Below are 21,426 nucleotides of genomic sequence, written 5' to 3'. Positions count from 1 at the left end.
AGAGGTCTCACCCATGACCACGGCAGACCGAGCAGCACGCCTGGCCAACACCGTCCTCACGGTCGCCACAATCCCGCTCCTTCACCGGATGCGCAATGACCTGGACCGCAACGGAACCCTGCGACGGGGAACCCAGATGATGATGTGGGCTGCCTACGCCACGTTCGGAGTCCTGCTCACCGACTCCCTCGCCCGCCACCGCGACGTGCCGACCGGCCGGCGCGTCGCCGGCTACGCCGTCGCCGCAGCCGGGACGGCTCTCGCAGGAGCCTGCATGACGCCGTTCGCCAGCCCGCAGCAGCTCAACGGCGGCGAGACCGGTGAGCTGATCACCGGCGGGATCTACAACTACAGCCGCAACCCCCAGTACACGGGCTTCGTCGCCGCCACCGCCGGGCTCGCCGCCGCCCGAGACTCACCACGGGCCGCGCTGCTGGCCATCGAACTGGCCGTAGTCGTGCGCGCCTGGGCAGCGGTCGAGGAAAGGCACCTGCAGCGACAGTTCGGAACGGCCTACGGGCGCCTGTGCGGCCGAGTTCCGCGTTGGATCGGCGTTCGGTCATAGCGGGCGGGGGCCTCGCGCCCCGCCCTTGGGCTCCGCACATGCGGCCAGGAGGTCAACGCCATGCTGGTACAGCGCCTGCGGGCGATACTGCTCGGTCCGGTAACCGTCACGATCATCATTCCAGCGTTGATCGTAACGATCTTGGGACCCGCTCCGGTCGATCTTGGTCCGGGACTCGGCTACCTGGCCCTGACGGTCGGCGCCCTGCTGATCGCGGGCGGCGTCGCGATGCTCGCCTGGACGATCAGCCTCTTCGCCCAGGAGGGCGAGGGAACATTGTCGCCACAGGACCCACCGCGCACCCTGGTAGTGCACGAGCCCTATCGACACGTGCGCCACCCGATGTTCAGTGCAGTTCTAGCCATCCTCGTCGGCGAGACGATCGCAACGCGGTCCCTGAGCCTCCTGGCCTGGCTTGTCGTGTTCGCGCTCTTCGTCACGATCATGGTCCCTCGCGTTGAGGAACCGCGGCTAGCCCGGGGCTAGGGCCTGACCCGGCCCGCGACCACCGTTTCCGTAGCCGGGCGTCTCGACGCCCGGCTACCGGTCCACCACGTCCCGGAGGCCGGCCTCGTCGCCCGCTCCACGGCTGCGCACGCAGGGCCGCTTGCGCATAACGGGCCGACCTACGGCGTCGGGCACGGCCGGCCCGGAGGGGCGTCACGTCGATCTCGCTGGCAACAGAGTCCTCCTTCCTGCTCCTCAAGATCGAACCAGTCATCAAAGACTCCGGGAAACCGGGAAGCTCAAGCAGCATGATGTCGGCGACAGCGCAGGCAGTGTGTGGCCCGAGGTGTCGTCGCACGATCGGCACTGCGGCGGGGCCGCGCCGTGGCGGTCGGGCGGTGGCCTGGTTGACCGTGCGTACCCTGACCCTGCAGTGGGGAGGTTCCGGTGGCGGGTCTGGGTGAGCTGCAAAGCCGTGTGATGGCCGCACTGTGGGACGCGGACGGCCCGCGGACGGTCCGGGAGGTGCTCTGCGCGCTGTCCGGGGAGCGGCCGCTGGCCTACACCACCGTGATGACCGTGCTGGACAACCTGCACGGCAAGGGGTGGGTGCACCGGGAGCGGGTGGGCCGGGCCTGGGCCTACATTCCGGCGCGGGCGCGGGAGGAGGCCGGCGCCGAGATGCTGCGGGAGGTTCTCGATTCGCTCGGCGACCCGGAGGGTGTGCTGGTGCACTTCGCCCGCGGTATGGACGAGCGCGAGAGCGAGTTCCTGCGCCGCGCGCTGTCGGGGGACGGCGAGTGACGGTCGCGGTCGCGCTGCTGTTCGCCGCCGTCGTCCTGGGGGTGGCCGGACCGTCGTATCTGCGCCCGGCCGGGAGGCCGGGGGTGCACCCGGCACTCGCGCTCTCGGCCTGGGTGGTGACGCTGCTCGCCGCCGCAGCAGCAGCGGTCACCGCTGCCGCGGTGCTCGTGCTGCCCGACCCCTCGGTGCCGGATGGCATGATCGGAATCGCGGTGGTCTGCTGGCGTGCCCTGTCTGAGGGCACCGACCTGCCGTGGTTGCTGCTGGTCCGGCTGGTCGTGGGGACCGCGTTGCTGGTGCTGCTGTCCCGGGTCGCGGTGTTGTTCACTGGTTCGCTGCGGGCCGAGCGTCGGCACCGGATCGAGCGGGTGGGGGCGCTGCGCGCGGTCGCCGCGGTCCGTGACGGGGTCTGGTGGATTCCGTGCGCCGAGCCGGTCGCGTTCTCCATCGGCGGAGGCCGGCGCGGGATCGTCGTCGCCTCCACAGGTCTGCACGGGCTCGACCCTCGTGCCGTCGAGGCGGTGATCGCCCACGAGCGGGCGCACGTGCGCGGGCGCCATCACCTGGTCATCGCGTTCGCCCGCGCCGCGGCGGCGGCACTGCCGCGAGTGCCGCTGTGCCGGCAGGCACCGGGTGCGGTGGGGGTGCTGTGCGAGCTCGCCGCCGACGCGACCGCGGTGCGCCGGTGCGGTCCCGAGGCGCTGACCCGGGCCCTGCAGGAGATCGCGGCCGGGCAGGGCGCCCCGCGCGGGACCGTCGGCTTCGACGCGTTCCCACAGGCCCGCCAATCCTGGCTGAGCTCGCCGCGCCCGGCGCTGGTGCGCTGCGACGGTGTGCTCGCCCGAGCCATGACCGGTGCGATCGCGCTGGTGCCCGCGCTGCTGCCCGCGACCGGCGCAACCATGCTGGTGCTCGCGGTCTGCCTGTCGGCCTGAGCGACACGCTTCCCTCGGGCGCCGCCCCCCGGTTGACCGGCCCTTCACGCCCGTCTACTACCGTCGTCGTAGATCACTACTATGATATTAGTAGAAGGGGTTGGGGTGGGACGCACATCGGGAACGCTCGAACGGCGGGGTCGGCGCCGGGACGTGGCGATCGTCGTCGCCTTGGCGGTCGTGGCCGTTGGTCTGGTCGGGTATCTGATCGCCGGTGCGGTCGGCTCGGGCCGGGACGGGGAAGCCGCCGGGGCTCCGTCGGCGTCGGCGGGGGAGGCCGCCGCGATCGGGCCATTGGGTGACCTCGCTCGTCGCCAGGAAGGCGACCCGCTCGCGCTCGGCCGCACTGACGCACCGGTCACCATGACCATCTTTTCGGACTACCGGTGCCCGTTCTGTGCGAAGTTCAGCCGGGAGACCGAGCAGCAGCTGATCGACGAGTACGTGAACGATGGTCGTTTGCGGTTGGAGTGGCGCGACTACCCGATCTTCGGGCCGGAATCCACCGTCGCCGCGCACGCCGGACGGGCCGCGGCGCTGCAGGGCAAGTTCTGGGAGTACAACCGCGCCGTCTACGCCGACACTCCCGAGCGCACCAAACCCGACCTGCCCGAGGACAAGCTGCTCACCTACGCCGAGCAGGCCGGAATCGCCGACATGGCGCGGTTCCGGGCCGACATGGACTCACCCGAGGTGGCCCAGGCGGTGGAACGGGATCTGGCCGAGGGCAGTGCGATCGGGGTGCCGAGCACCCCGGCGTTCGTCGTGAACGGCTACCCGATCATGGGTGCGCAGCCGGTCGAGGCGTTCCGCGCTCAGATCGACCAGGCACTGGAGACCGCGCCGTGACCGGCGCGGGTGTGCTCACCGCGTTCCTCGGCGGGCTGCTGTCGCTGCTCAGCCCGTGCGCGGCGCTGCTGCTGCCCTCGTTCTTCGCCTACGCCTTCGACCGGGTCGGCACCCTGGTCGGGCGCACGCTGACCTTCCTCGCCGGACTGCTGACCGTGCTGGTGCCGCTCGGCGCCGGGGTGGCGCTGGTCGGCGCGATGATCACCCAGTACCGCGGTGTCGTGACCACCGCGGGCGGGCTGCTACTGATCGGGTTCGGTGTCCTCAGCGTGCTGGGCATCGGGTTCGGCAGCGCCACCGCAGGCCGGCTCGCCGGGCGGATCCGGATCTCCGGACCGGTGTCGACCTACGCCCTGGGCACGGTCTACGGCCTGGCCGGGTTCTGCTCGGGGCCGCTGCTGGGCAGCATCCTGACCGTCGCCGCAGTCGGCTCAGACCCCGGGTACGGCGCCGCGCTGCTGGGCGCCTACGCGGTCGGGATGGCCGCCCCGCTGTTCGTGCTCGCCCTGCTGTGGGACCGCCTCGGCCTCTCACGCACGCCGTGGCTGCGCGGGCGCAAGGTACACCTCGGTCCGCTGCGCACCCACTCCACCAGCCTGATCTCCGGGGTATTGTTCATCGGGATCGGGCTGCTGTTCCTGCTCACCGACGGCACCGCCGGGATCATCGCGCCAACCACGGTCGACCAGCAGGCAGACGCGCAGACCGCGATCACCGACCTGTTCGGCGGGGTGTCTGATACGGCGGTCCTGCTGGGGATCGTGCTGCTCGCCCTGGCGGTGATGGCGGTGCGGCTGCTGCGCCGCCGTGGGACCCGGACCCCGGACGGCGAGCGCGAGCCGGAGGACGCCCGGTGACCGCCCTCGACGCCGTGCGGGCCTGGACCCTGCGGTACTGGACGGTCGCGGCGCTGACCACCCTCGCCACGGTCGTGCTCGTCGCGGTCCCGACCGCCGTCGTGCCGAACCCGTGGTTCTGGCGCGAGATTCCCACGCCGGACTGGGCCTACCCGGTACTCGGGCTGGTCGCGGTGCTGTCCGGCCTGGTCGCGGCGACCTACGTCCGCGCCCCCGACGGGCCGGGCGGACGCCGGGCGTCCGCCGGGGCGCTGCTGGGCTTCCTGGCCGTCGGCTGCCCGGTCTGCAACAAGCTCGTGCTGCTCGTCCTCGGCTACACCGGCGCCATCACCTGGTTCGAACCCGTGCAGCCAGTCCTGGCCGTACTGGCCGTGGTCGGGCTCGCCGCCGCACTACGGGCCCGGCTGCGCGGCGCCACCGCCTGCCCCTTACCCAGCACCCCCAGCGCCAGCGGATCCACCGATACCAGGCGCACCGCCACGCCGCGCGCCTTCGACGCAACAGAACCACACCCGCTCAAGGAGGACTCGTGAAAGCATCCCAGCACGCTGGCGACGCCCAGGAGTGGTGGCCCTCGCGCTCGCCGGCGCGCTGCTCGGCGGCGCCGGCCTCGGGCTCGCCGACCCGCACCTGATCGCGGCGAGCTTCTTCGGGCAGGTTGGCCCGCACCCAGCGCCGCACGCTGGCTACCGAGGCCTCCAGCCCGTGCTCGTCGCGCAGCCGCTGGTGGGCCGTCGCCACGGTCACCCGCCGGCCGAGCTGGTCGACGATGTAGTCGCGGTGCGCCTCGATCGCCGGCCACGACACCTGCCGCAACCGGGCGTCGACCAGCTCCGGGAACCACTCCCGCACCCGCCGCTCCCACTCCCCAGACCGCACGGGTGGACCGCCCGGGCAGAACCCGGCCGCCTCGGCCGGGGCCACATACTTGCGCACCGTCTTCGGGTCCACCCCCAGCGAGGCGGCCACCTCGGTCTTCGGCCGCCCCGCATACCAATGGACCAAGATCTCGGTCACGTCGATCACGGTGAAACTTCTCCTCGCCATCGGTGTCCCCACGCGGTCGACCTGCTTCGTCGACGCGCAGGCTGGGCACTGCGAGGACCGGACCCCCGACGACACGCCGCACGGCCGCGTACGTCGTCCCCGCGGGGAATTCCGTGATCGAGGTAGGGAATTACGTGATCGCGACACCCCCTCAGCTAGGGAATTTCATGATCGCCGACAGCCGGGAGGGAGGGTGTGATGCCACCCGGCCGGCGCCGGGGACTGGAGAGTTCGACTGCCTCTCTGTCGAGGCCAAGCACCGCGAACGAACGGCATGTGCCGCAGGTCTTCGCGATGGTGTAGGACTCATTGATCGCCCCATGACGGCCGGCCCGAATCGGTCGGCGGAGTGTGGGCCGGGCGAGATGCGGACTGTGAGGGCAGCGGCCCCCGCGGGCTGGCGGACGGGCGCAGCCCGAGGAAGGGGCGGCGGTGCGAGCACCGATCATCGCAACGCATTACACGACGCCGGGCGGCCCGGCTCCGGTGCCGACACCGAAACAGGACGAGCCCGGCTGGGCGGGCCCGCGCAGCTGTCGGCCGGCCCGAAGCCCGTACACGTGGACGCTGCAGCACGAAGCCGTGCTCGGTTACGGGCGCCTCGGCCAGGAGTCGGTGCTGCACGCCCGCATCTACACCCCCGAGCTGGCCGCCGACACAGCTCCGACAACGGCGACGACGGGGACCCTGCCGGGAGCCGAGCCGGTGGCGTTGCTGGCCCAGTTCGGTGACCACCGTGGACGCTCGATCGCCCACTCCATCGCCCAGGCCGCCGCCACAGCCCAAGCGCGCTTCTTCCCGGCCGGAGAACTGATGCGGGTGGCGCTGCTGTTCCCGCACCCGGCGCCGTGGCCTGCTGAGTGGTCGGCGGCGCCCATGGTCATCCGCGAGGTCGGGTTCGACACCCGGCTCCGGCGGTCTCGCGTGTGGCAGTGGCGCCAGCGACGCCGCGCGCGCCGGGCTCGTAACCAGACGCCGCCGACGGTGACTGAGGTCGGGCCCGACGGCGTCACCTGGTACGTGCTGCCCGGGCAGCACCCGACCACCAACGAGTGGGAATTCCACCGACCACGCCACCACCCCGACCTCGCCCTGGAGATCCCCATCCACGAGCAGGACTCCGTCGTGGGCGCCGATCCGTTGGCCCCGGAGGCGTTTCGGTGGACTCGGCAGTCCTCGGTGCGGGTGCCGGCGCTGCTCGGCCAGACGCTTGTGGCGACCTGGCCCGAACAGGGCTACACCGCCGAGGTCGTCGGCGGGCCCCAGGCCGCCGAACTCGCCGAGGCCCGCTACGCCGCGGTCCGCGACACAACCGACGCCATCGGGGTCCTCAGCGACCCGAACCCGGACAGCTACTGGGAACTCGACCGGTGACCGGTGACCGGTGACCGGTGACCGGTGACCGGCCGACGTTTGGGCCGGCCCGAGTCGACGACCAGGTTGTGGGTCTGCAGCGGCCCGGTGAATCCGACGATCGGCCCGGACAACGCGAGGTAGAGCCCGGCGAGCAGGATCACCCCCCTCGAGCAGCTGCCCGGTAGCCGCCTCGGCCGCGCGCTCATAGCGCATCCGAACCTCTTGCAGCTCATGGCCCCGCTGCACCTCGGCGAGATCGGGGGTGTTCGGCCATGGGTGGGTTCCGCGGAGTGGACATGCTGCTCACCTCCAGGAGAAGACCGCCGTCCGCCTCACCAGCATCGTTGACCCGCGCACACCCCACGGGACAGAGGTGAATTCCGCAGCTCGACCCGCGTGCTCCCCTCCGCGGCGCACGCCACCACGAGGAACCGGCGGCTCGACATGTGTCCCGGCGATGGGTGGCAACCCTGTGAAATCAGGAGGAGCATCCCTACGACCCAGGCAAGAGGGTGGACGGCGGACCGATGGGGGCCGGCATCCGATGACACCGGCGGGGTGGAGACGCGATGATCGAAATGCGAGTAGTCGGAATCGGGGTCGACGCCGACCGGCAAAGGCCCCTGCTGATGCTGGTCGAATCCCAAGGGCCCAGCCGGCTCCTGCAGATCTGGATCGCCGAGCCCGAAGCGTTCGAACTCACCGCGGCCCAGCGGCACGTGTCCCGGTCACGCCCGGGCACCCATGAACTGATCCTCGCCGTGCTGGCCGGCAGCGGCCGGCGGCTGGCCCGCGTGGCCATCACCGCGCTGCATCACCACACCTACCTCGCTGAACTCATCCTCGACAACGACGTGCGGATCTCGGCCCGCCCCAGCGACGCCGTGACCCTCGCGCTGCTCACCGACGCCCCGATCCTGGCCCACGAGACAGTCCTCGACGTCGCCGCGACCAAACCGGGCATGACGATCACCTTCGGCCGGCCCAGCGGCCCGGACACCGCACCCGCCGCGGTGGCGGACTCGACTCCGGTCGAGCCCGATACCCACGCCCGGATCCAGAAGTTCCGTGACTTCCTCGACGCCGTCGACCCCGACGACTTCGACCCCGACCCGGACCGATAGGCGGGACCCTCGGGCGCGGGTCCGCGTCAGAAAGGCGGTACCGACAGTGTCCGGGGTGCAGTCGGTGGACCGTGCGATCACGATCCTGGAGTTGATCGCCGACCGCGGCGAGGCCGGGGGTGGCGAGCTGGCCACGGCGGTCGGATGCACCACTCGACCGCGTTGCGGCTGCTCGGTGTGCTGGCCGAGCACGGGCTGGTCGAGCAGGTCGGCGACCGCGGCACCTACCGGCTCGGGTTCGCGCTGATCCCGCTGGCCGGCCGGGTCGCCGAGCGGCTCGAGATCACCACCCACGCCCACCCGATCTGGACTGTCGTGGTCATCGGTTCGCCCCCGGAGTACTTGCGGTCTCCGCGCTGTGACCTGGCTCTGACCCTGCTCGACCGGGGCGTGGACTGTGCCCGAGCGCGGCCGCTGACCGGCCGATCGCGGTGAAGGAGTCGGCTGGTGTGGCGGTGAACCCGCGCGCTACTGCGCTACTCGTCGCCTCCCAGGTCGGGAGCGCCGGGCCCGTCCAGGTGCTGACGCACCCCGTGCGGGGCGGTGCTGGCGCCGCTCAGCGCGGTCACCACGTTGTGGAGGCGATCGGCCACGACCGGGTCCTCGACCGCGATGGCGTCGCGGAGGACGGCCGTGGCGATGAGCGGGGTGTCGCTGGTGTCGTACAGGGCGCGGCTACCCGGTCGCCGAGCTGGTCCTCATCGACCGGACGCGGCTGGTAGCCGTCGCGGGCGGCGTGGGTGGCGCCGTTGAGGACCTGCGCCGCAGCCCGGTAACTGATCGTCACCGCGTCCCGCGGGGCGAGCTCGGCGGCGGCGAGTTCGGGATGCAGCGGCTCGGTCACGGAACACTCCTGGTCTTGGCAGCCCGGTCACTGTTCGGGCTCCACCGCTGATACGCCGACCGCCGGGCGAGCCCGGCCGCCGCACCGATCACCGTCCACGACGCCCCGACCGCCGCGCGGCGGCGATGGCCTCGGTGAGCAGCTTGCGCCGTGAGCGGTCCTCGTCGTGCCAGTGGAGCTTGCGCTGCCCTCTCAGCCGCAACGCGGCGACTGCCGCCCGTGCTTCCTCTTCGTCCTCACGTTCGATGAGCGCTGCCGCGAGCACATACGTTCCAGGGCCGTACCTGCGGTCAGGCTCCGACTCGTCGAGGTACGCGCACCAGCTCATCAGGGTGCAGCATCTTCCTGGTCGGCACCGACTCTCCCAGAGCGGGCACGCCGAGCCTGCACACCGCGACCTCTCTCCCACGTCTGGCGTGTGTTCACCTGAACGCTCCCCGGCTCCGACGGCGGGCGAACACTGCGCGAGCCTCAGCTCGGGTTTCGGCACTGGCGACCGGACGAGCGGGAACGTCAGGTGTGCTCGGTTCGCCGAGAGCTTCTGCGAGCTGAGCAGCTCGCCGGCGTCGCGCCACCGGATCGGCCGATGCAGAGTCTCGGGCAGCTCATGGCTGCGGCCCCGCCACGGCGCGAGCCGGTACCCGTATCACGGCCAGGGGGTCCCGGGTTGAGGCACGCAGGTCGGCGCCCGCGGATGGTGGGGATCAGCGCGGTGCGGAAGGGCCCGTCGGGCAGAACCCGCACGATGAGCAGCGTGAGCTGAGTTGGAGCCCGCCACAGCCACCGGCACACCGGGCGCGGCGGCGGTGTCCCAGGCCGGCCAGGAGCAGAAGCTGTCAGAGGTGGTGAGCAGCTGATCAGCGCAGCCGCGGGTAGAGCCGTTGCGCGAGGGTCTTCTCCTCCGCGCTTCTCCCGGACCCTGCACGCCGCGACCGGGGTGCGCCCGGATCAGGTGGCGCTCGCGGCCCGGTCAACGCTGTGTCCGGCAACGCGGTCAGATCTCACGTCCAGCAACCGGACACGCCGCTGCTCAGCGCGACCTACCCGGCCCTGCCCTGTCTGCACGTGGGTGGGGTCGGCTCGATGTCGCGCTTCCCGCGAATCCGCATCTGCGCCGTCGTTTCCTCCACAATTGTCGGGGTACTGCGGCAGAGTGTGGGTGTCCGTCGCCGTATGTGAGGGAGCGCCAATGTCCGATACGGTCATTACCGCTGGATTCGCCCTGTCCCGTTGCTTCCGCGCCGCCGTTCGCGCCGCGCAATCCGCCGAATCCACCGAGTGGGCAGCTCGTGAACATGAAGCTATGGACGCGCTGCGAGCGGCCGCTGTCTTTCTCGCCTACCACGCCGGAAGTCCAGTCGCTCGCGCCATCACCCGCACCTTCACCGAGGTCAGGGAGACCGATCGCGGCGACGGTCCGGACCGGGCGCAGTCAGTACTCTCGGTACCCTCCCCCACACCCGGCGAAAGAGACACAGTGGCGCAGATTCAGACCGTCCGCCTCACCGACGACCTCACTGGAGGCAAGGCCGACGAAACGATTCCCTTCACGTTCGACGGGAAGCAGCTCGAGATCGATCTCTCGACCGGCAACGCGACCGCGCTGCGGAAAGCGTTGGCGCCCTTCGTCGCGGCCGCCCGGAGCGTCTCGCCCGCCTCCGGCCCCCGTACGGGCCGCGCCGCCCGCAGGAGCACTGACAGCGGCCCGAGCGGCACGGCAGCGCGCCAGCACAACCAGGCCGTGCGGGCGTGGGCTCGGCAGAACGGCTACACCGTGTCCGAGCGCGGTCGTATCCCCGCCGAGGTCATCTCTGCCTACCAGTCCGCGACCAACTCCTGCCCGCCGCAGCCCGGTGCAGCAGTGCAGTTCAGCGGCTGACCGCACAACGATACTGGCAAGTAACTGGTCAGGTTGTAGCGGCTTGGCTTACAGGCGGAAAGACAGCCAGGGTCGGCCCGCGGCGAGGATGCGGCGAGGATGACGACGGCGAAGACGTTGCGGCGTGCTTAGCCGTGGTGGACAGGCAACTGCGGACCGCGCAGAACTGTCGGCCCCGAAGAGCGGATGCGTAGGAGCCGGATACTTTCTGCCGCAGCGTGATCATGCGGATGTCGCGTTCGAAGCCGTGGTTGTCCGGGGATACGCGCCAAGCGGGACCTGCCTTGGGGCCCGCCACAACCACCGGCACACCGGTCGCGGCGGCGGTGTCCCCGGGCCGGGCCAGGAGCAGAACCCCGGGTCAGGGCTGAGCAGCTGATCAGCGCGCAGCCGCGGGTCGAGCCGTTGCGCGAGGGTCGTCTGCGCCGCGCTTCTCCCGGCCCTGTGTTGAGCGAGTGCGTCGGTGGCCGGCTCGGTGCGGACAGTGACCTCAGAACGTGGGCTCCAGCCGCCAGCGTGGGCATCGGTGGTGAACGCGTCGCGTGCAGCGGCACAGTGCAGTGGCGCGGGTTGGTGCTCATTGACCGGTCACAGGTGCCCACGTCCCTCGCCGTCGTCGCGCTCCGGGAGAGGATGAGCACCAGCGTTGTCAGCGACGTCAGCGCTGGGCGCGGCGCTACCCCGCTGGCGCGCAGGCCGGGCGCTACAGTCCGCCCTGGGCCATGCGGTGCTGGCCCGCGCCGTGCCGGGATCGACGTCCACGCCGTCGCCGGAAGCGTTATCCACGGTCAAGGTCTGCTGATCGCACCGACGTGGTGAGGTATGCCCGGAACCCCGGCGGCCCGGCGTGGAGCGCGTCGCACGAGGAGGACGGCATGACCCGTGATCACCGACGTAAGAAGGACATCCGCGCGCACGCGGCGGCGACGGGGCGCAGCTTCCTCGACGCCGCCACGACCTACGCCCGCGGGACAGAGCCCGGGGACGGGGCGGTCTCGGCCCGACGGCTGCGTGACGAGCTGGCCCGCGAGCTGCACACGGCCGGTTGGCCGGTGGAGCTCGAACACCACCCTCTGGGCAACGCACTACGCACCTACGCCGGCCCGGCCACGGTCGACGTGGGCAGGACGGGCGCTGCGGGGTGGACCGGAGACGAACACCCCGACGACGGCGCGGTGTTCGACCGTCGTGCACCGTTGCGGGTCGTGGTGTGGGCTCCGCTCGTCGTCGACTACTGCGAGGACCTGGGGCGGGTGGTCGGCGTCGATGCCCACGAGATCGCCCCGACCGGGCGGTCGGTGACCGAGCTCGTCGCCGAGATCGACCAGGTCGTTGCCGCGGCCCGCCAGCGCGACCTCGCCGCTACCGCGAACGACACCGCGTGCGGGATCTGCGGGGACCACTACCCCGCTGCTGGGCTGTTCGAACCGACCGAGAGCAGGGTCGCGGTCTGTCCGTGCTGCGCTTTCGACGGTGACCTCGTCGATCCTCACCCAGCCCAGCTGGCCTACAGCCTCACCCACGGCGGCGACCGCAGCCTCGTGCTGCCGGCGGGATGGGCTGGTCCACAGGCCCTGGTGTCCTGCCTGGCCGGCCCAGAGCTGCCCCACCAGCTCTGCGACGCCTGGCGGGCGTCCGGGATCGTCAGCCCGCCGGGCGCCGAATGGGGTGATCCGGGACGGACCTGGGTCTGGCTCCATGCCCCACCCCGCCGCCCGGCCGCGCTTGCCCGGCTGGGGTGCGGAGCGGCCTTGAGCCACATCATCGCCGCCCTCGACCAGGCACACCCCGACCTGCGGGCTGTCATCCACGCTGCCGCGGCCGAACTCGATGTGGATCTGCTCGACGCCGAGGACATCGGCCCGGAGTCGACACCGCAGGAGGTGATCGAGCGGATCTGGCCCGCCGTCGTCGCCTACACCGTCGCGCTGCTCACCCAGCACACCGAACGGGCCGGCCACCGCAGTCCCTGGCACGTGCTGGAGTCATTCGAGCTGCCCGATTGGGTTGAGGCCCTGGTCGGAGAGGACAGCGACCTCGATTACTACCACGTCGAGTCGGTCCTGCTGCGTGGCATTCCCGCCCTGCGCGACATACTCGACCCTCGAGCAGCGCACGAGGACTGAGTTCAGTCGTTGCGCTCGTCGTGGTGGTGCGGTGGCTCGACGAACGCGGGGGTCGTTGTCGCGGGCCAGTGTGATCATCGGCTGGCGCACGCCTTCCTGCTGGAGGCGGCTGAGCCGGCCGTAGAGCTGCTGGAGCTCGGCGCTGTCGGGGTCGCGGAGCATGATGATCGCGTGCTGGTACTGGCCGTCGATGGTGCGGCGGGTCCTCGTCGTAGAAGCTGAGGCCGCCGGGGCGAACAGCAGCTCGCGCGCGACCTCGACGTGACCGGGCATGACCCTGGCGGCCAGGGCGAGACCCGCGTCGGTGATCGTGACGAGCGTGGCGCGCTGGTCGTCGCGGGGCTGGGACCGCGGGTGACGAGGCCCGGCCTTCGCCAGCAGCTCGGCCTGGTGGGTCAGACCGCGGCGGCTGCCGACGACTCCGTCCGCCAGCTCGGTCATCGTCAGCGGGTCCCGGCAGGGGGCGGGGGCCGGCGCGCTCGGCGTACCAGCTCAGCCAAGCATGGCGGGATCGAACTCCTCGCCGGTGGCGTACAGCAGGCCGTAGGCCAGGAGCACACCGTCACGGTCCAGCGCACCGCGCTGGAGCCACTGGTCAGCCACCGCCGGCCAGCCGCCGTGCTCGTCGGCGAAGTCGCCGAACAGCCCGGCCAGGGTCTCGGCGACCTCGGTGTAGCGGTCCGGGTTGGACACCCACCGCACCAGGACCGCGGCGATGTCGTCCGCGGTCGCGGCGTCGTAGCGGCGCACCTTGTCCCGGTTCGCCCACAGCTGCAGCTCGAACAGCCGGGAGGCCTCCCACGAGCCGGGGCGGCCCGCAACGAGCTGCCGCCGGGTCACGTCGAAGCTGTCCGGGGCCGTAAGCCCTCCGCGCCCTTCACGAAGCCGACCGAACGCGACCTGCACGGCGACCGCCGTCGAGTAGGCAGCCTGCCGCCCGGCCGCGGTCCACGCTCGACGCAGCTCGGCGACGTCCTCCTCAGCCGGGGGCACCACCGGACGCAGAAGTTTCTGAAAGCTGGGGCGTGTCGCGCCGCCTCGTTTCAGAAAGTAGGGAAGGATGCCTGCATGGCTAGAAGACCAACGGGGCGCCCATCGAAGGGCCCGCGCGCAGTGGTTCTTCCACGGGTCCTGCTGGCTGACGACCGCGCGCTCAAGGCCCTGGCCGCCGCGCGCGGCTGGTACGTCTCCGAGACCGCCGCGAAGCTGATCAACGTCGGCCTACAGCATGCCGCCGAGCTTCCCGACGATCTGCCCCGTCGGGTCGCGGCCACGGAGTCGACCGACTTCACAGCCCGGATCCCCCTCAGCGACAACACGTTGCTGCGCTCGATCGCGAGTGAACGAGACCGAAGCATTTCCCTCGTGGCCGGAGCCCTGGTCAAGCTCGGCCTTCGTCACCGCAATGAGTTGCTGGGCCAGATCCCAGCGCAGTACGACCACCTGGAGCAGCGTCTGACCAAGGCCTCATAAAGAGAACGAGACGGCCCCCCGGCCAGGGGGCCGCCTTCGTTCGTTCTCGCGTCGCTCGGTCCTACACCCGAGGTGACGCCGTAGCCCCGGCGAACCGGGGCCCATCCCCAACCGTCCAAGAAGGGGCGCTTTCGCGTGTCCAGGATACATCCTGGGCCGGGAGCCAACCACCACAGACACGGGGTGAGTTCGTCGTGCCCAGATCCGGGGCGCTCGCCGGCGGCGGGCACCGGGTTCTGCACGCTCTGCTACGAGCACGGCGCGTTCACTCTGGCCTCCGGCCCCTCTCAGCTTTGCCTGCTTCACCAGCTCCCCCTCGATGAGCAGCCTCAAGCGGACTCCTTCGGGATCCGCGGCAGGACTGCGCCGCGGCGCACACCCCGAGGCCGCGCCGCGTGCCACACCAGCGGTCCCGGGCGGGCGAGCCGAGCGCTGCCACCGAGTGCGCGGGTGCGCGCCCGCGGGATCGCCCGCGCCCGCGCCCGCCACGACCGAGGCTTCACCCCGCACCCGGGTTGGCGGAACTTCATCGACCACTCCTACCGGGTGCTGACCTCCCAGCCCGAAGCCCTCGAGCACCTCGCGCGACTGGTCGACGACGAGGACTGGCGCGTCGACAAGCGCCGCAGCTGGTCAGCCATCCTGCGCCGCCTGGTCTGCCACATGGACTGGGAGACCGGCCTGATCACCGGCCTGACCGCCCGACACCTCGCAGCGGCCGGAGCCCGCGCCGCACGCACCGTGTCCCGTGTCCTGGCCTGGGCCCGCGAGATCGGCCTACTCGTCGTCGTCGAGGCTGGTGCTAGCGCCGAGTTCCTCGGCACCGACACCGGCCGCACTCCCACCTACGCCCTCGTGACCCACACCCCGCTCCCCCGCCTCGACGGCGCGCAGCACGACGAGGAGCCGGGCATCGCATCCGCAGGTCAGTCCCCTGTGGAAGAAAGTGGCGACCTCCCCACTACTCCAGTGAGTACTAAGCCCTTGACGGGCGGCCGACGGACTCACCTCACCTCCCAGCCCGAGTGGCACCCCTACGACGTCCCCGACACCCCCGGAGCCAGAAACGCAGCAACCCTCACCCTGCTCTCACATCTCGGCCTAGGAGGCCGAAAAAGCGGCAAGATCGAGATCTGGCGAGCCCGGGCCCTGCTCAAACCCTGGTGGGACGCCGGCGCCACCGTCGCCGGGCTGCTCCACGCCCTCGAATACCACCCCGACCGACCCGACCACCGGCGCGGCGACCTCAGCTCCGGCGCCCGCGACCCCCTGCGGATCATCGGCGCCCGGCTGCGGCCCTGGCACGGCCGCCTCGGCGAGATCCGGGCCGTACAGATCGGCCGCATGCGCGCCGGCACCGGCGCGAAGCCTGCAACTAAGGTCGAGGTTGCACTGCTCGACCGTCCCGCCGGCCGCGGCGCCCGACGCGCCGCACAAGAGGCGCTCAGCGAGCACCTGCAGCAGCTGCGCGAAGCCCGCGGCACCCAGCAGGGCCACCGCCCTGCAGCGGCCGTGCTGCCGCGCAGACTGCGCCGACCCCGGATCAAATGATGACCACGACGACGCGGCCGGGCAGGCCGGGATGCTGTGGCGGTCCGGTCCGGCTGTGGGTCCAACCGAACCGGACCTCAGCGGACGCGGTCGTTACCGCACGGGCGCGCCGCGGGTGATGTCGCGGGGGGTCAGGCGCGCTCGGTGTCGTCCTCGGCGGATTCCGGAGGCTCGCAGCGCGAGAGGAGATCGCCGTCGCGGCTGATGAGTTTCGGGTTGTCGGCGTGCTCGAGCCGCAGGAGTTGGTGCAGCATCCCGTCGAGGCTGAGCGCGTCGTTGATCTGGTCGACCAGGTCGGGTTCGAGCCGGTACCAGCTCCATGTGCCGCGTCGTTCCCTCGACATGACCCCGGCTTTGACCAGCACGCTCAGGTGGTGGCTCAAGGTCGATTGCGGCTGGGGGAAGGCTTCGATGAGGTCGCAGAAGCAGAGCTCGGCGTCGGGGGCCTGGCGGGCCAGGCCGACCAGCTGGAGCCGTAGCGGGTCGGCGAGTGCCTTGAACAGCTCGGCGGCGGCACCGGCCACGGTCTCGACGCCGTCGAGCGGTTGATCCTCGACGAGATCGGCGACGTGCGAGCTGAGCTGTTCTCCCATCGCGGTCGAGGATACTGGGTGATGCTCAGGAGTTCGGCGAGATGGTCAGCTGATAGCCGAGTCCGCGTACCGCCTCGATGCGGACGTCGGCTCCGGCGGCGGCGAGCCGGCGGCGCAGGCGCGTGATGTGCACGCTCAGGGAGTTGTCCGAGCCGGATGTCTGGTCGCCCCAGATGGCGGTGACGAGTTCGCGGCGGCTGACCACGGCGTCGGGACGCGCGGCGAGGTAGCGCAGCACCAGGTGTTCGCGCAGCGGCAGCCGGATCGGTGTGTCGTCGAGCCACATCCGTGGGGCGACGTTGTCGATGCGCAGCCGGCCCAGCTGGATCGGCAGCGGACGGGCCGCGAGGGACCGTGGCGCGCCGAGGGCGGCGCTGAGCAGGGCGAGCAAGGCGCTCGGTTCGAAGGGGCGGGCGGTGACGGTGGCGCCCCGGGCGGCGGCCTGCGCCGCCAGCTCGCCGTCGTCGCGACCGACTCCGACGATCACTCGCACCCCGGGGTCGAGCGTGTGCAGCACGTCGAGGAAGTCCGCCGGGCTCAACCGCCCCCCGGCCGGGGCGAGCACGACCGCATCCGGGCAGGTGCGCCCGGCCACCAGCAGCGCTGCGGCCGTGTCGTGCACCGGGTGCAGGTCGACGGGTTGGCCGGTCAGGGCCCGCGCGACCTGCTCGGCGGTGTGTTCGTCGGCGACGAGCAGCACCGCCGCCGGCCCTGTGCGCCCGCCGGCGTCGGCCAGGCAGGCTCGGCGGCGGATCTGCACGGGAGAACGGCCGTCGGTCTCCCAGGTCTCGGTCATCATCGCGGCTTCCTCAGCCGAACTTGCCCGAGATGTAGTCCTCCGTGCGCTTGTCGGCCGGGTCCTCGAAGATCTTCAGGGTTCGGTCGAACTCGACCAGAGTGCCGACGCGGTCGCCGTGCTCGTCGGGTTGGGCGGTGAAGAACGCCGTGCTGTGCGAGACGCGGGCCGCCTGCTGCATGTTGTGGGTGACGATCACGATGGTGAAGTCCTGCACGAGCTCGCCCATCAGGTCTTCGATCTTGGATGTCGCGATCGGGTCGAGCGCCGAGCAGGGCTCGTCCATCAGCAGCACGTCCGGCCGGGTCGCGATGGCCCGGGCGATACACAGACGCTGTTGCTGTCCACCGGAGAGGCCGTAGGCGTTCTGCTTGAGCTTGTCCTTGACCTCGTCCCACAGCGCGGCGCCGCGCAGGGCTTGCTCGACGGTGTCGTCGAGGTGGTCTTTGGCGCCGGTGACGCGGGGTCCGTAGGCGACGTTGTCATAGATCGACTTGGGGAACGGGTTCGGCTTCTGGAAGACCATGCCGATCCGGCGGCGGACCTCGATCTCGTCGACGCCGGGCCCGTAGATGTCGGTGCCGTGGTAGGTCACGCGCCCTTCGACCCGGGCGCCGGGGACCAGGTCGTTCATCCGGTTCAGGCAGCGCAGCACGGTGGACTTCCCGCAGCCCGACGGCCCGATCAGCGCGGTGATCCGGCGGTCGTCGAACTGCAGATCGACATCGCGGACGGCGAGGAAGTCGCCGTAGTAGACGTGCAGGTTCTCCGTCGCCATCGCGGCCCCGGCCGAACGTGGCTGTTCGGGCGCTCGGTCACCGACCGCGAGGTGGATACCGGCGGTGTCCTGGGCGGTCCCGGGTGGGGAGGTGGGGCTCATGTGCTGGTCCTTTCCGGGGTTCACCATCGACGTGCGAACCGGTTGCGCAGCACGATCGCGGTGCCGTTGAGCGCCAGCAGGATGACGATCAGCAGCAGGATCGCGGCGTAGGTCAGGGGGATGAACGCTTCGCGGGACTGGAGGGCGAAGTTGAAGATCTGGACGGGCATGACGGTGTAGCGGGAGAACAACCCGTCGGGGGTGAAGGTGATGAACGTGGTCGCGCCGACCAGGATCAGCGGTGCGGCTTCTCCGACGGCCCGCGACAGCGCCAGGATGGAGCCGGTCGCGATCCCGGGCACCGCGGCGGGCAGCAGCTGGCGCCACACCGTTTGCCAGCGGGTCGCCCCGACGGCCAGTGAGCCGTCACGGATCTCGCGCGGGACCGCGCGCAACGACTCGCGGGTCGCGATGATCACCACCGGCAGGATGAGCAGGGCCAGGGCGATCGAGCCGGACAGGGCGACGGCGCCGAAGTTCAGCGGTGCCCGTACCACGAAGGCCAGCACCAGGATCCCGAAGATGATCGACGGGACGGCGGCCAGGTTCTGCACGTTGAGCTCGATCGCCCGGTTGAACCAGCGCCGGGGGTCGGCGTACTCCTCGAGGTAGATCGCCGCGGCGATGCCCAGCGGCAGCGCGATCAGCGCGGTGACCCCGACGACGAGGAGCGTGCCGACGATGGCCGGCTGCACGCCGGCGGTCGCCGGGCGGATCGTCGAGGGCGCCTGGGTGATCAGGTTCGCGTCCAGCCTGCTCACCCCGGAGACCACGATGGTGATCAGCACGTAGAACAGGAACAGCGCGGCCACCAGCAGGCACGCCCACAGCACGCAGACGAACACTGTGGAGGCCACATCGCGGCGCCGCCGGTCCGGGGTCAGCGCACGAGCGGGCGTGGTGCGGGCGGTGTCGGTAGCAGTCATCAATACACCTGCCGGAAGCGGCGGACCAGCCGGATGCTGATCAGGTTGATCGTCAGGGTGATCACGAACAGCAGCGCTCCCACGGCGAACAGCGAGTAGTAGACGGGGCTGCCTTGGGGGGCGTCGCCGCTGGCGATCTGGGCGATGAACGCGGTCATCGTCTGGGCCTCGTCGCGGGGATCAGCGGTCAGGCGGGCCAGGTTGCCGCCGGCGACGGCGAGGATCATCGTCTCGCCGACCGCCCGGGACAGCCCCAGCACGATCGCGGCGATGATCCCGGACAGCGCCGCCGGGAAAACCACCTGCAGGGTGGTCATCCGCCGGTTGGCGCCGAGGGCATACGAGCCCGAGCGCAGCGCTTGGGGTACTGCCGACATCGCGTCCTCGGACAGTGACGCGACCGTCGGGACGATCATGAATCCCATGACGATCCCGGCGACGAGCAGGTTGTAGATGTTCGGGATCCCCAGCAGTGGCTGCAGGATCGGGGTGAGCGCGGTCAGGGCGAGGAACCCGTAGACCACCGTCGGGATGCCCGCCAGCAGCTCCAGTACCGGCTTGATGACCTTGCGGGCCCGGGTGGTGGCGTACTCGGACAGGAACATCGCGATGCCCAGCCCGACCGGGATCGCCACGGCCAGGGCGATGCCGGTGGCCATGAACGTCGCCGAGACCAGGGGCAGCACGCCCCAGTCCTTGTCCCAGGAGTACTTGTCGCCGAACGAGGCGGTCCAGGTGGTGCCGGTGAGGAACTCGATCGGGCTGACGTGGGCGAAGAAGGTGAACAGCGGGACGACGAGGGCGACGATGATGCCCACCGTCACCAGCACCGACAGGCCGGCCGCGGCGGCCAGCAGGCTCTCGATGATCTTCTCGCCGACCCGGGGTGAGCGGGGGGTCAGGTCACGGCCGGAGCCGCCCGCGCTCGAGCGCGGGCGGCCGGCGGTGGTCACCGCCATCGGCTCAGCCTCCGGCCTGCTGGCGGAGCTGGTCCAGCTTGGCGGTGGAGTCCTGCTTCTGCTGGTCGGTCATCGGCACGAACTGCGCAGCCTGCACGATCTCGTCGTTGCGCTGCAGGTAGAACTCCAGGAACGACACGACCTGCGGCTTGGCGAGCCCGGCGTCGGAGGCGTAGATGAACAGCGGCCGGCCCAGCGGGGTGTAGGAGGCGTCCTGGACCGTCTGTGCGGACGGGGCCACGCAGCCGTTGCCGCCGTCGACCTGCAGTGCCTTGAGCTGCTGCTGGTTCTCCTCGAAGTAGGAGAACCCGAAGTAGCCCAGCGCGCCGGGGGAGCCGGTGACGCCCTGGACGGTGACGTTGTCGTTCTCCGAGGGGCTGTAGTCGGTGCGCGATGCCCCCTCCTCACCGACGATCTCGTCGGTGAAGTAGTCGAAGGTGCCCGAGTCCGCGCCGGCCCCGAACAACTGCAGTGGCTCGGCCGGGAACGACGGGTCGACCTGGTTCCAGTTCTTGACCTGCGAGTCGGGCGCCCACATCGCGCGCAGCTGCTCCACGCTCAGGCAGTTGGCCCAGGTGTTGGCCGGGTTGACCACGACGGTCAGCGCGTCGTTGGCCACCTGCAGCTCCTGGAAGGCGATCCCGTTCGCCTCGCACTGCTGACGCTCGGTGTCGGAGATCGGGCGCGAGGCGTTGGAGATGTCGGTCTCGCCGTTGCAGAACTTCTGGAAGCCACCACCGGTCCCCGAGGTACCGACGGTGACGTTCACCTCGGGGTTCTCCCCCTGGTAGAGCTCCGCAGCCGCGGACGACAGCGGCTCCACCGTCGAGGACCCGTCGATCAGCACCGGCCCGGAGACCTGCTCACCCCCCGGCCCGTCCTGCTGCTGCGCACCGCCGCCACACGCCACCAGCGTCACGCTGGCAGCGACGGCGACCAGGGCAGCCGATGCCCTGCGCATGTGTCGAACACTCACGGACTTGGCCTCTCTCGTCGAGGTCGAGACGGCGCCCGTAGCTGTGAGCGTCCGCCGAAGACGCTTGGATCGAACAATGCCGATATGAATGCCGAGTGAACGTGGCCTGACTTCTCACTCCTGGATCCACAACATTCGATCTAGGTGGCTCCGAGCGGTGCGCTCACCGGGCGCGGGCGACCTTGGCCAGCCCTGCTGCGGGCAGGCAGGCGAACGTCGTCACGCCACCTGCTGCGAGATCGGCGTCGCCGGTCAGGAGACCCCACAGGGCCAGGGCGAGCGCGACCGCGACAATCGCCTGACCGAGAACGCGCGAGACCGGGTCCCTGACCGGCGTCGGTGGCCGGTCGCGGCGGGGGTGGCCGCGCCGTCGTGACATCGCGGTGCTGTCACCGACCTCGCCGGGGTCGTGCATGGGATCACTCCAGTCGTTGCCGAT

The 21,426-nt window shown here is 71.0% G+C and carries 25 protein-coding genes; 14 read left to right on the top strand and 11 right to left on the bottom strand.

Going from position 1 to position 21,426, the window contains the following annotated elements; translation table 11 throughout:
- Positions 1 to 13: 13 nt before the first annotated feature.
- From Pdca_RS35035 to Pdca_RS35005, 7 genes are all read left to right on the top strand, one after another.
- Complete coding sequence (locus Pdca_RS35035; protein WP_158092278.1) at positions 14 to 565, top strand: methyltransferase family protein; 552 nt, start codon at positions 14 to 16, stop codon at positions 563 to 565.
- A gap of 60 nt (positions 566 to 625) precedes the next feature.
- The gene (locus tag Pdca_RS35030) at positions 626 to 1,051 is read left to right on the top strand and encodes a methyltransferase family protein (protein ID WP_085915385.1); all 426 of its coding nucleotides are present in this window, start codon (positions 626 to 628) and stop codon (positions 1,049 to 1,051) included.
- A gap of 408 nt (positions 1,052 to 1,459) precedes the next feature.
- Complete coding sequence (locus tag Pdca_RS35025; protein ID WP_085915384.1) at positions 1,460 to 1,816, top strand: BlaI/MecI/CopY family transcriptional regulator; 357 nt, start codon at positions 1,460 to 1,462, stop codon at positions 1,814 to 1,816.
- Positions 1,813 to 2,751 carry a M56 family metallopeptidase gene (locus tag Pdca_RS35020; protein ID WP_085915383.1) on the top strand — a complete coding sequence of 313 codons (939 nt, stop codon included), beginning with the start codon at positions 1,813 to 1,815 and terminating at the stop codon, positions 2,749 to 2,751. Before Pdca_RS35025 ends, Pdca_RS35020 begins: the two co-directional genes overlap by 4 nt.
- Before the next feature lie 105 nt (positions 2,752 to 2,856).
- A complete protein-coding gene (locus tag Pdca_RS35015) occupies positions 2,857 to 3,600 on the top strand; it encodes a DsbA family protein (RefSeq protein ID WP_232021782.1) in 744 nt (247 codons plus the stop codon).
- On the top strand, positions 3,597 to 4,457 hold the full coding sequence (locus tag Pdca_RS35010; protein ID WP_085915381.1) for a cytochrome c biogenesis CcdA family protein: 861 nt from the start codon (positions 3,597 to 3,599) through the stop codon (positions 4,455 to 4,457). Before Pdca_RS35015 ends, Pdca_RS35010 begins: the two co-directional genes overlap by 4 nt.
- Positions 4,454 to 4,990 carry a hypothetical protein gene (locus tag Pdca_RS35005; protein WP_208115275.1) on the top strand — a complete coding sequence of 179 codons (537 nt, stop codon included), beginning with the start codon at positions 4,454 to 4,456 and terminating at the stop codon, positions 4,988 to 4,990. Before Pdca_RS35010 ends, Pdca_RS35005 begins: the two co-directional genes overlap by 4 nt.
- Here the strand turns inward: Pdca_RS35005 and Pdca_RS35000 are convergent.
- The gene (locus Pdca_RS35000) at positions 4,974 to 5,474 is read right to left on the bottom strand and encodes a hypothetical protein (protein ID WP_174824349.1); all 501 of its coding nucleotides are present in this window, start codon (positions 5,472 to 5,474) and stop codon (positions 4,974 to 4,976) included. The genes Pdca_RS35005 and Pdca_RS35000 overlap by 17 nt on opposite strands.
- Before the next feature lie 612 nt (positions 5,475 to 6,086).
- Between Pdca_RS35000 and Pdca_RS34995 the strand changes: the two genes are divergently transcribed.
- A complete protein-coding gene (locus tag Pdca_RS34995; protein ID WP_085915380.1) occupies positions 6,087 to 6,878 on the top strand; it encodes a hypothetical protein in 792 nt (263 codons plus the stop codon).
- On the opposite strand, the gene Pdca_RS34990 is transcribed toward Pdca_RS34995, so the two are convergent.
- On the bottom strand, positions 6,857 to 7,066 hold the full coding sequence (locus Pdca_RS34990) for an SPW repeat protein (RefSeq protein ID WP_125911742.1): 210 nt from the start codon (positions 7,064 to 7,066) through the stop codon (positions 6,857 to 6,859). The genes Pdca_RS34995 and Pdca_RS34990 overlap by 22 nt on opposite strands.
- Positions 7,067 to 7,429: 363 nt before the next feature.
- Between Pdca_RS34990 and Pdca_RS34985 the strand changes: the two genes are divergently transcribed.
- Positions 7,430 to 7,984 (top strand): bifunctional nuclease family protein, encoded by a 555-nt coding sequence (locus Pdca_RS34985; protein ID WP_085915379.1) that lies wholly within the window; start codon positions 7,430 to 7,432, stop codon positions 7,982 to 7,984.
- A 144-nt stretch (positions 7,985 to 8,128) separates the two neighbouring features.
- Complete coding sequence (locus tag Pdca_RS38140) at positions 8,129 to 8,419, top strand: IclR family transcriptional regulator (protein ID WP_174824348.1); 291 nt, start codon at positions 8,129 to 8,131, stop codon at positions 8,417 to 8,419.
- 497 nt (positions 8,420 to 8,916) lie between these two features.
- On the opposite strand, the gene Pdca_RS34975 is transcribed toward Pdca_RS38140, so the two are convergent.
- Positions 8,917 to 9,156 (bottom strand): hypothetical protein, encoded by a 240-nt coding sequence (locus Pdca_RS34975; protein WP_085915378.1) that lies wholly within the window; start codon positions 9,154 to 9,156, stop codon positions 8,917 to 8,919.
- A gap of 861 nt (positions 9,157 to 10,017) precedes the next feature.
- Here Pdca_RS34975 and Pdca_RS37895 point away from each other — a divergent pair.
- Both Pdca_RS37895 and Pdca_RS34965 read left to right on the top strand, forming a co-directional pair.
- On the top strand, positions 10,018 to 10,707 hold the full coding sequence (locus Pdca_RS37895; RefSeq protein ID WP_331852690.1) for a histone-like nucleoid-structuring protein Lsr2: 690 nt from the start codon (positions 10,018 to 10,020) through the stop codon (positions 10,705 to 10,707).
- Positions 10,708 to 11,582: 875 nt separating this feature from the next.
- The gene (locus Pdca_RS34965) at positions 11,583 to 12,833 is read left to right on the top strand and encodes a hypothetical protein (RefSeq protein ID WP_085915377.1); all 1,251 of its coding nucleotides are present in this window, start codon (positions 11,583 to 11,585) and stop codon (positions 12,831 to 12,833) included.
- 492 nt (positions 12,834 to 13,325) lie between these two features.
- Here Pdca_RS34965 and Pdca_RS34960 read toward each other — a convergent pair whose 3' ends face one another.
- Complete coding sequence (locus Pdca_RS34960) at positions 13,326 to 13,826, bottom strand: hypothetical protein (RefSeq protein ID WP_125911741.1); 501 nt, start codon at positions 13,824 to 13,826, stop codon at positions 13,326 to 13,328.
- Between the two features lie 120 nt (positions 13,827 to 13,946).
- Here Pdca_RS34960 and Pdca_RS34955 point away from each other — a divergent pair, with 120 nt between their 5' ends.
- Both Pdca_RS34955 and Pdca_RS34950 read left to right on the top strand, forming a co-directional pair.
- Entirely contained in the window at positions 13,947 to 14,306 is a 360-nt protein-coding gene (locus Pdca_RS34955) for a hypothetical protein (protein WP_085915375.1), read from the top strand.
- 450 nt (positions 14,307 to 14,756) lie between these two features.
- Positions 14,757 to 15,857: a hypothetical protein gene (locus Pdca_RS34950; RefSeq protein ID WP_085915374.1), complete on the top strand. Its 1,101-nt coding sequence runs from the start codon at positions 14,757 to 14,759 to the stop codon at positions 15,855 to 15,857.
- Between the two features lie 131 nt (positions 15,858 to 15,988).
- Here Pdca_RS34950 and Pdca_RS34945 read toward each other — a convergent pair whose 3' ends face one another.
- From Pdca_RS34945 to Pdca_RS34915, 7 genes are all read right to left on the bottom strand, one after another.
- Entirely contained in the window at positions 15,989 to 16,450 is a 462-nt protein-coding gene (locus Pdca_RS34945) for an ArsR/SmtB family transcription factor (RefSeq protein ID WP_085915373.1), read from the bottom strand.
- 25 nt (positions 16,451 to 16,475) lie between these two features.
- On the bottom strand, positions 16,476 to 17,249 hold the full coding sequence (locus tag Pdca_RS37705) for a winged helix-turn-helix transcriptional regulator (protein ID WP_085915372.1): 774 nt from the start codon (positions 17,247 to 17,249) through the stop codon (positions 16,476 to 16,478).
- A 10-nt stretch (positions 17,250 to 17,259) separates the two neighbouring features.
- Positions 17,260 to 18,126: a phosphate ABC transporter ATP-binding protein PstB gene (pstB, locus tag Pdca_RS34935; RefSeq protein ID WP_085915371.1), complete on the bottom strand. Its 867-nt coding sequence runs from the start codon at positions 18,124 to 18,126 to the stop codon at positions 17,260 to 17,262.
- Between the two features lie 20 nt (positions 18,127 to 18,146).
- The gene (pstA, locus tag Pdca_RS34930) at positions 18,147 to 19,055 is read right to left on the bottom strand and encodes a phosphate ABC transporter permease PstA (protein WP_408635077.1); all 909 of its coding nucleotides are present in this window, start codon (positions 19,053 to 19,055) and stop codon (positions 18,147 to 18,149) included.
- On the bottom strand, positions 19,052 to 20,011 hold the full coding sequence (pstC, locus tag Pdca_RS34925; protein ID WP_085915369.1) for a phosphate ABC transporter permease subunit PstC: 960 nt from the start codon (positions 20,009 to 20,011) through the stop codon (positions 19,052 to 19,054). The genes pstA and pstC overlap by 4 nt, the downstream gene beginning before the upstream one ends.
- A 4-nt stretch (positions 20,012 to 20,015) precedes the next feature.
- Positions 20,016 to 20,972 (bottom strand): PstS family phosphate ABC transporter substrate-binding protein, encoded by a 957-nt coding sequence (locus tag Pdca_RS34920; RefSeq protein ID WP_085915368.1) that lies wholly within the window; start codon positions 20,970 to 20,972, stop codon positions 20,016 to 20,018.
- Positions 20,973 to 21,150: 178 nt separating this feature from the next.
- Positions 21,151 to 21,402, bottom strand: a complete 252-nt coding sequence (locus Pdca_RS34915) for a hypothetical protein (protein ID WP_085915367.1) — start codon at positions 21,400 to 21,402, stop codon at positions 21,151 to 21,153.
- Positions 21,403 to 21,426 lie beyond the last annotated feature (24 nt).

Origin of the sequence: Pseudonocardia autotrophica, assembly GCF_003945385.1 — a bacterium.
GTDB classification, from domain to species: domain Bacteria; phylum Actinomycetota; class Actinomycetes; order Mycobacteriales; family Pseudonocardiaceae; genus Pseudonocardia; species Pseudonocardia autotrophica.
Note: the sequence above shows the minus strand (reverse complement) of the source record. Positions and strands in the feature narration are given on the sequence as shown.

What these genes read in the sequence shown, in the direction of transcription:
- Pdca_RS35035 (WP_158092278.1), top strand. Translation starts at nt 14, where the DNA reads ATGACCACGGCAGACCGAGCAGCACGCCTGGCCAACACCGTCCTCACG.
- Pdca_RS35030 (WP_085915385.1), top strand. Translation starts at nt 626, where the DNA reads ATGCTGGTACAGCGCCTGCGGGCGATACTGCTCGGTCCGGTAACCGTC.
- Pdca_RS34990 (WP_125911742.1), bottom strand. Translation starts at nt 7,066, where the DNA reads ATGAGCGCGCGGCCGAGGCGGCTACCGGGCAGCTGCTCGAGGGGGGTG.
- Pdca_RS34985 (WP_085915379.1), top strand. Translation starts at nt 7,430, where the DNA reads ATGATCGAAATGCGAGTAGTCGGAATCGGGGTCGACGCCGACCGGCAA.
- Pdca_RS38140 (WP_174824348.1), top strand. Translation starts at nt 8,129, where the DNA reads ATGCACCACTCGACCGCGTTGCGGCTGCTCGGTGTGCTGGCCGAGCAC.
- Pdca_RS34975 (WP_085915378.1), bottom strand. Translation starts at nt 9,156, where the DNA reads ATGAGCTGGTGCGCGTACCTCGACGAGTCGGAGCCTGACCGCAGGTAC.
- Pdca_RS37895 (WP_331852690.1), top strand. Translation starts at nt 10,018, where the DNA reads ATGTCCGATACGGTCATTACCGCTGGATTCGCCCTGTCCCGTTGCTTC.
- Pdca_RS34965 (WP_085915377.1), top strand. Translation starts at nt 11,583, where the DNA reads ATGACCCGTGATCACCGACGTAAGAAGGACATCCGCGCGCACGCGGCG.
- Pdca_RS34945 (WP_085915373.1), bottom strand. Translation starts at nt 16,450, where the DNA reads ATGGGAGAACAGCTCAGCTCGCACGTCGCCGATCTCGTCGAGGATCAA.
- Pdca_RS37705 (WP_085915372.1), bottom strand. Translation starts at nt 17,249, where the DNA reads ATGATGACCGAGACCTGGGAGACCGACGGCCGTTCTCCCGTGCAGATC.
- pstB (WP_085915371.1), bottom strand. Translation starts at nt 18,126, where the DNA reads ATGAGCCCCACCTCCCCACCCGGGACCGCCCAGGACACCGCCGGTATC.
- pstC (WP_085915369.1), bottom strand. Translation starts at nt 20,011, where the DNA reads ATGGCGGTGACCACCGCCGGCCGCCCGCGCTCGAGCGCGGGCGGCTCC.
- Pdca_RS34920 (WP_085915368.1), bottom strand. Translation starts at nt 20,972, where the DNA reads ATGCGCAGGGCATCGGCTGCCCTGGTCGCCGTCGCTGCCAGCGTGACG.
- Pdca_RS34915 (WP_085915367.1), bottom strand. Translation starts at nt 21,402, where the DNA reads ATGCACGACCCCGGCGAGGTCGGTGACAGCACCGCGATGTCACGACGG.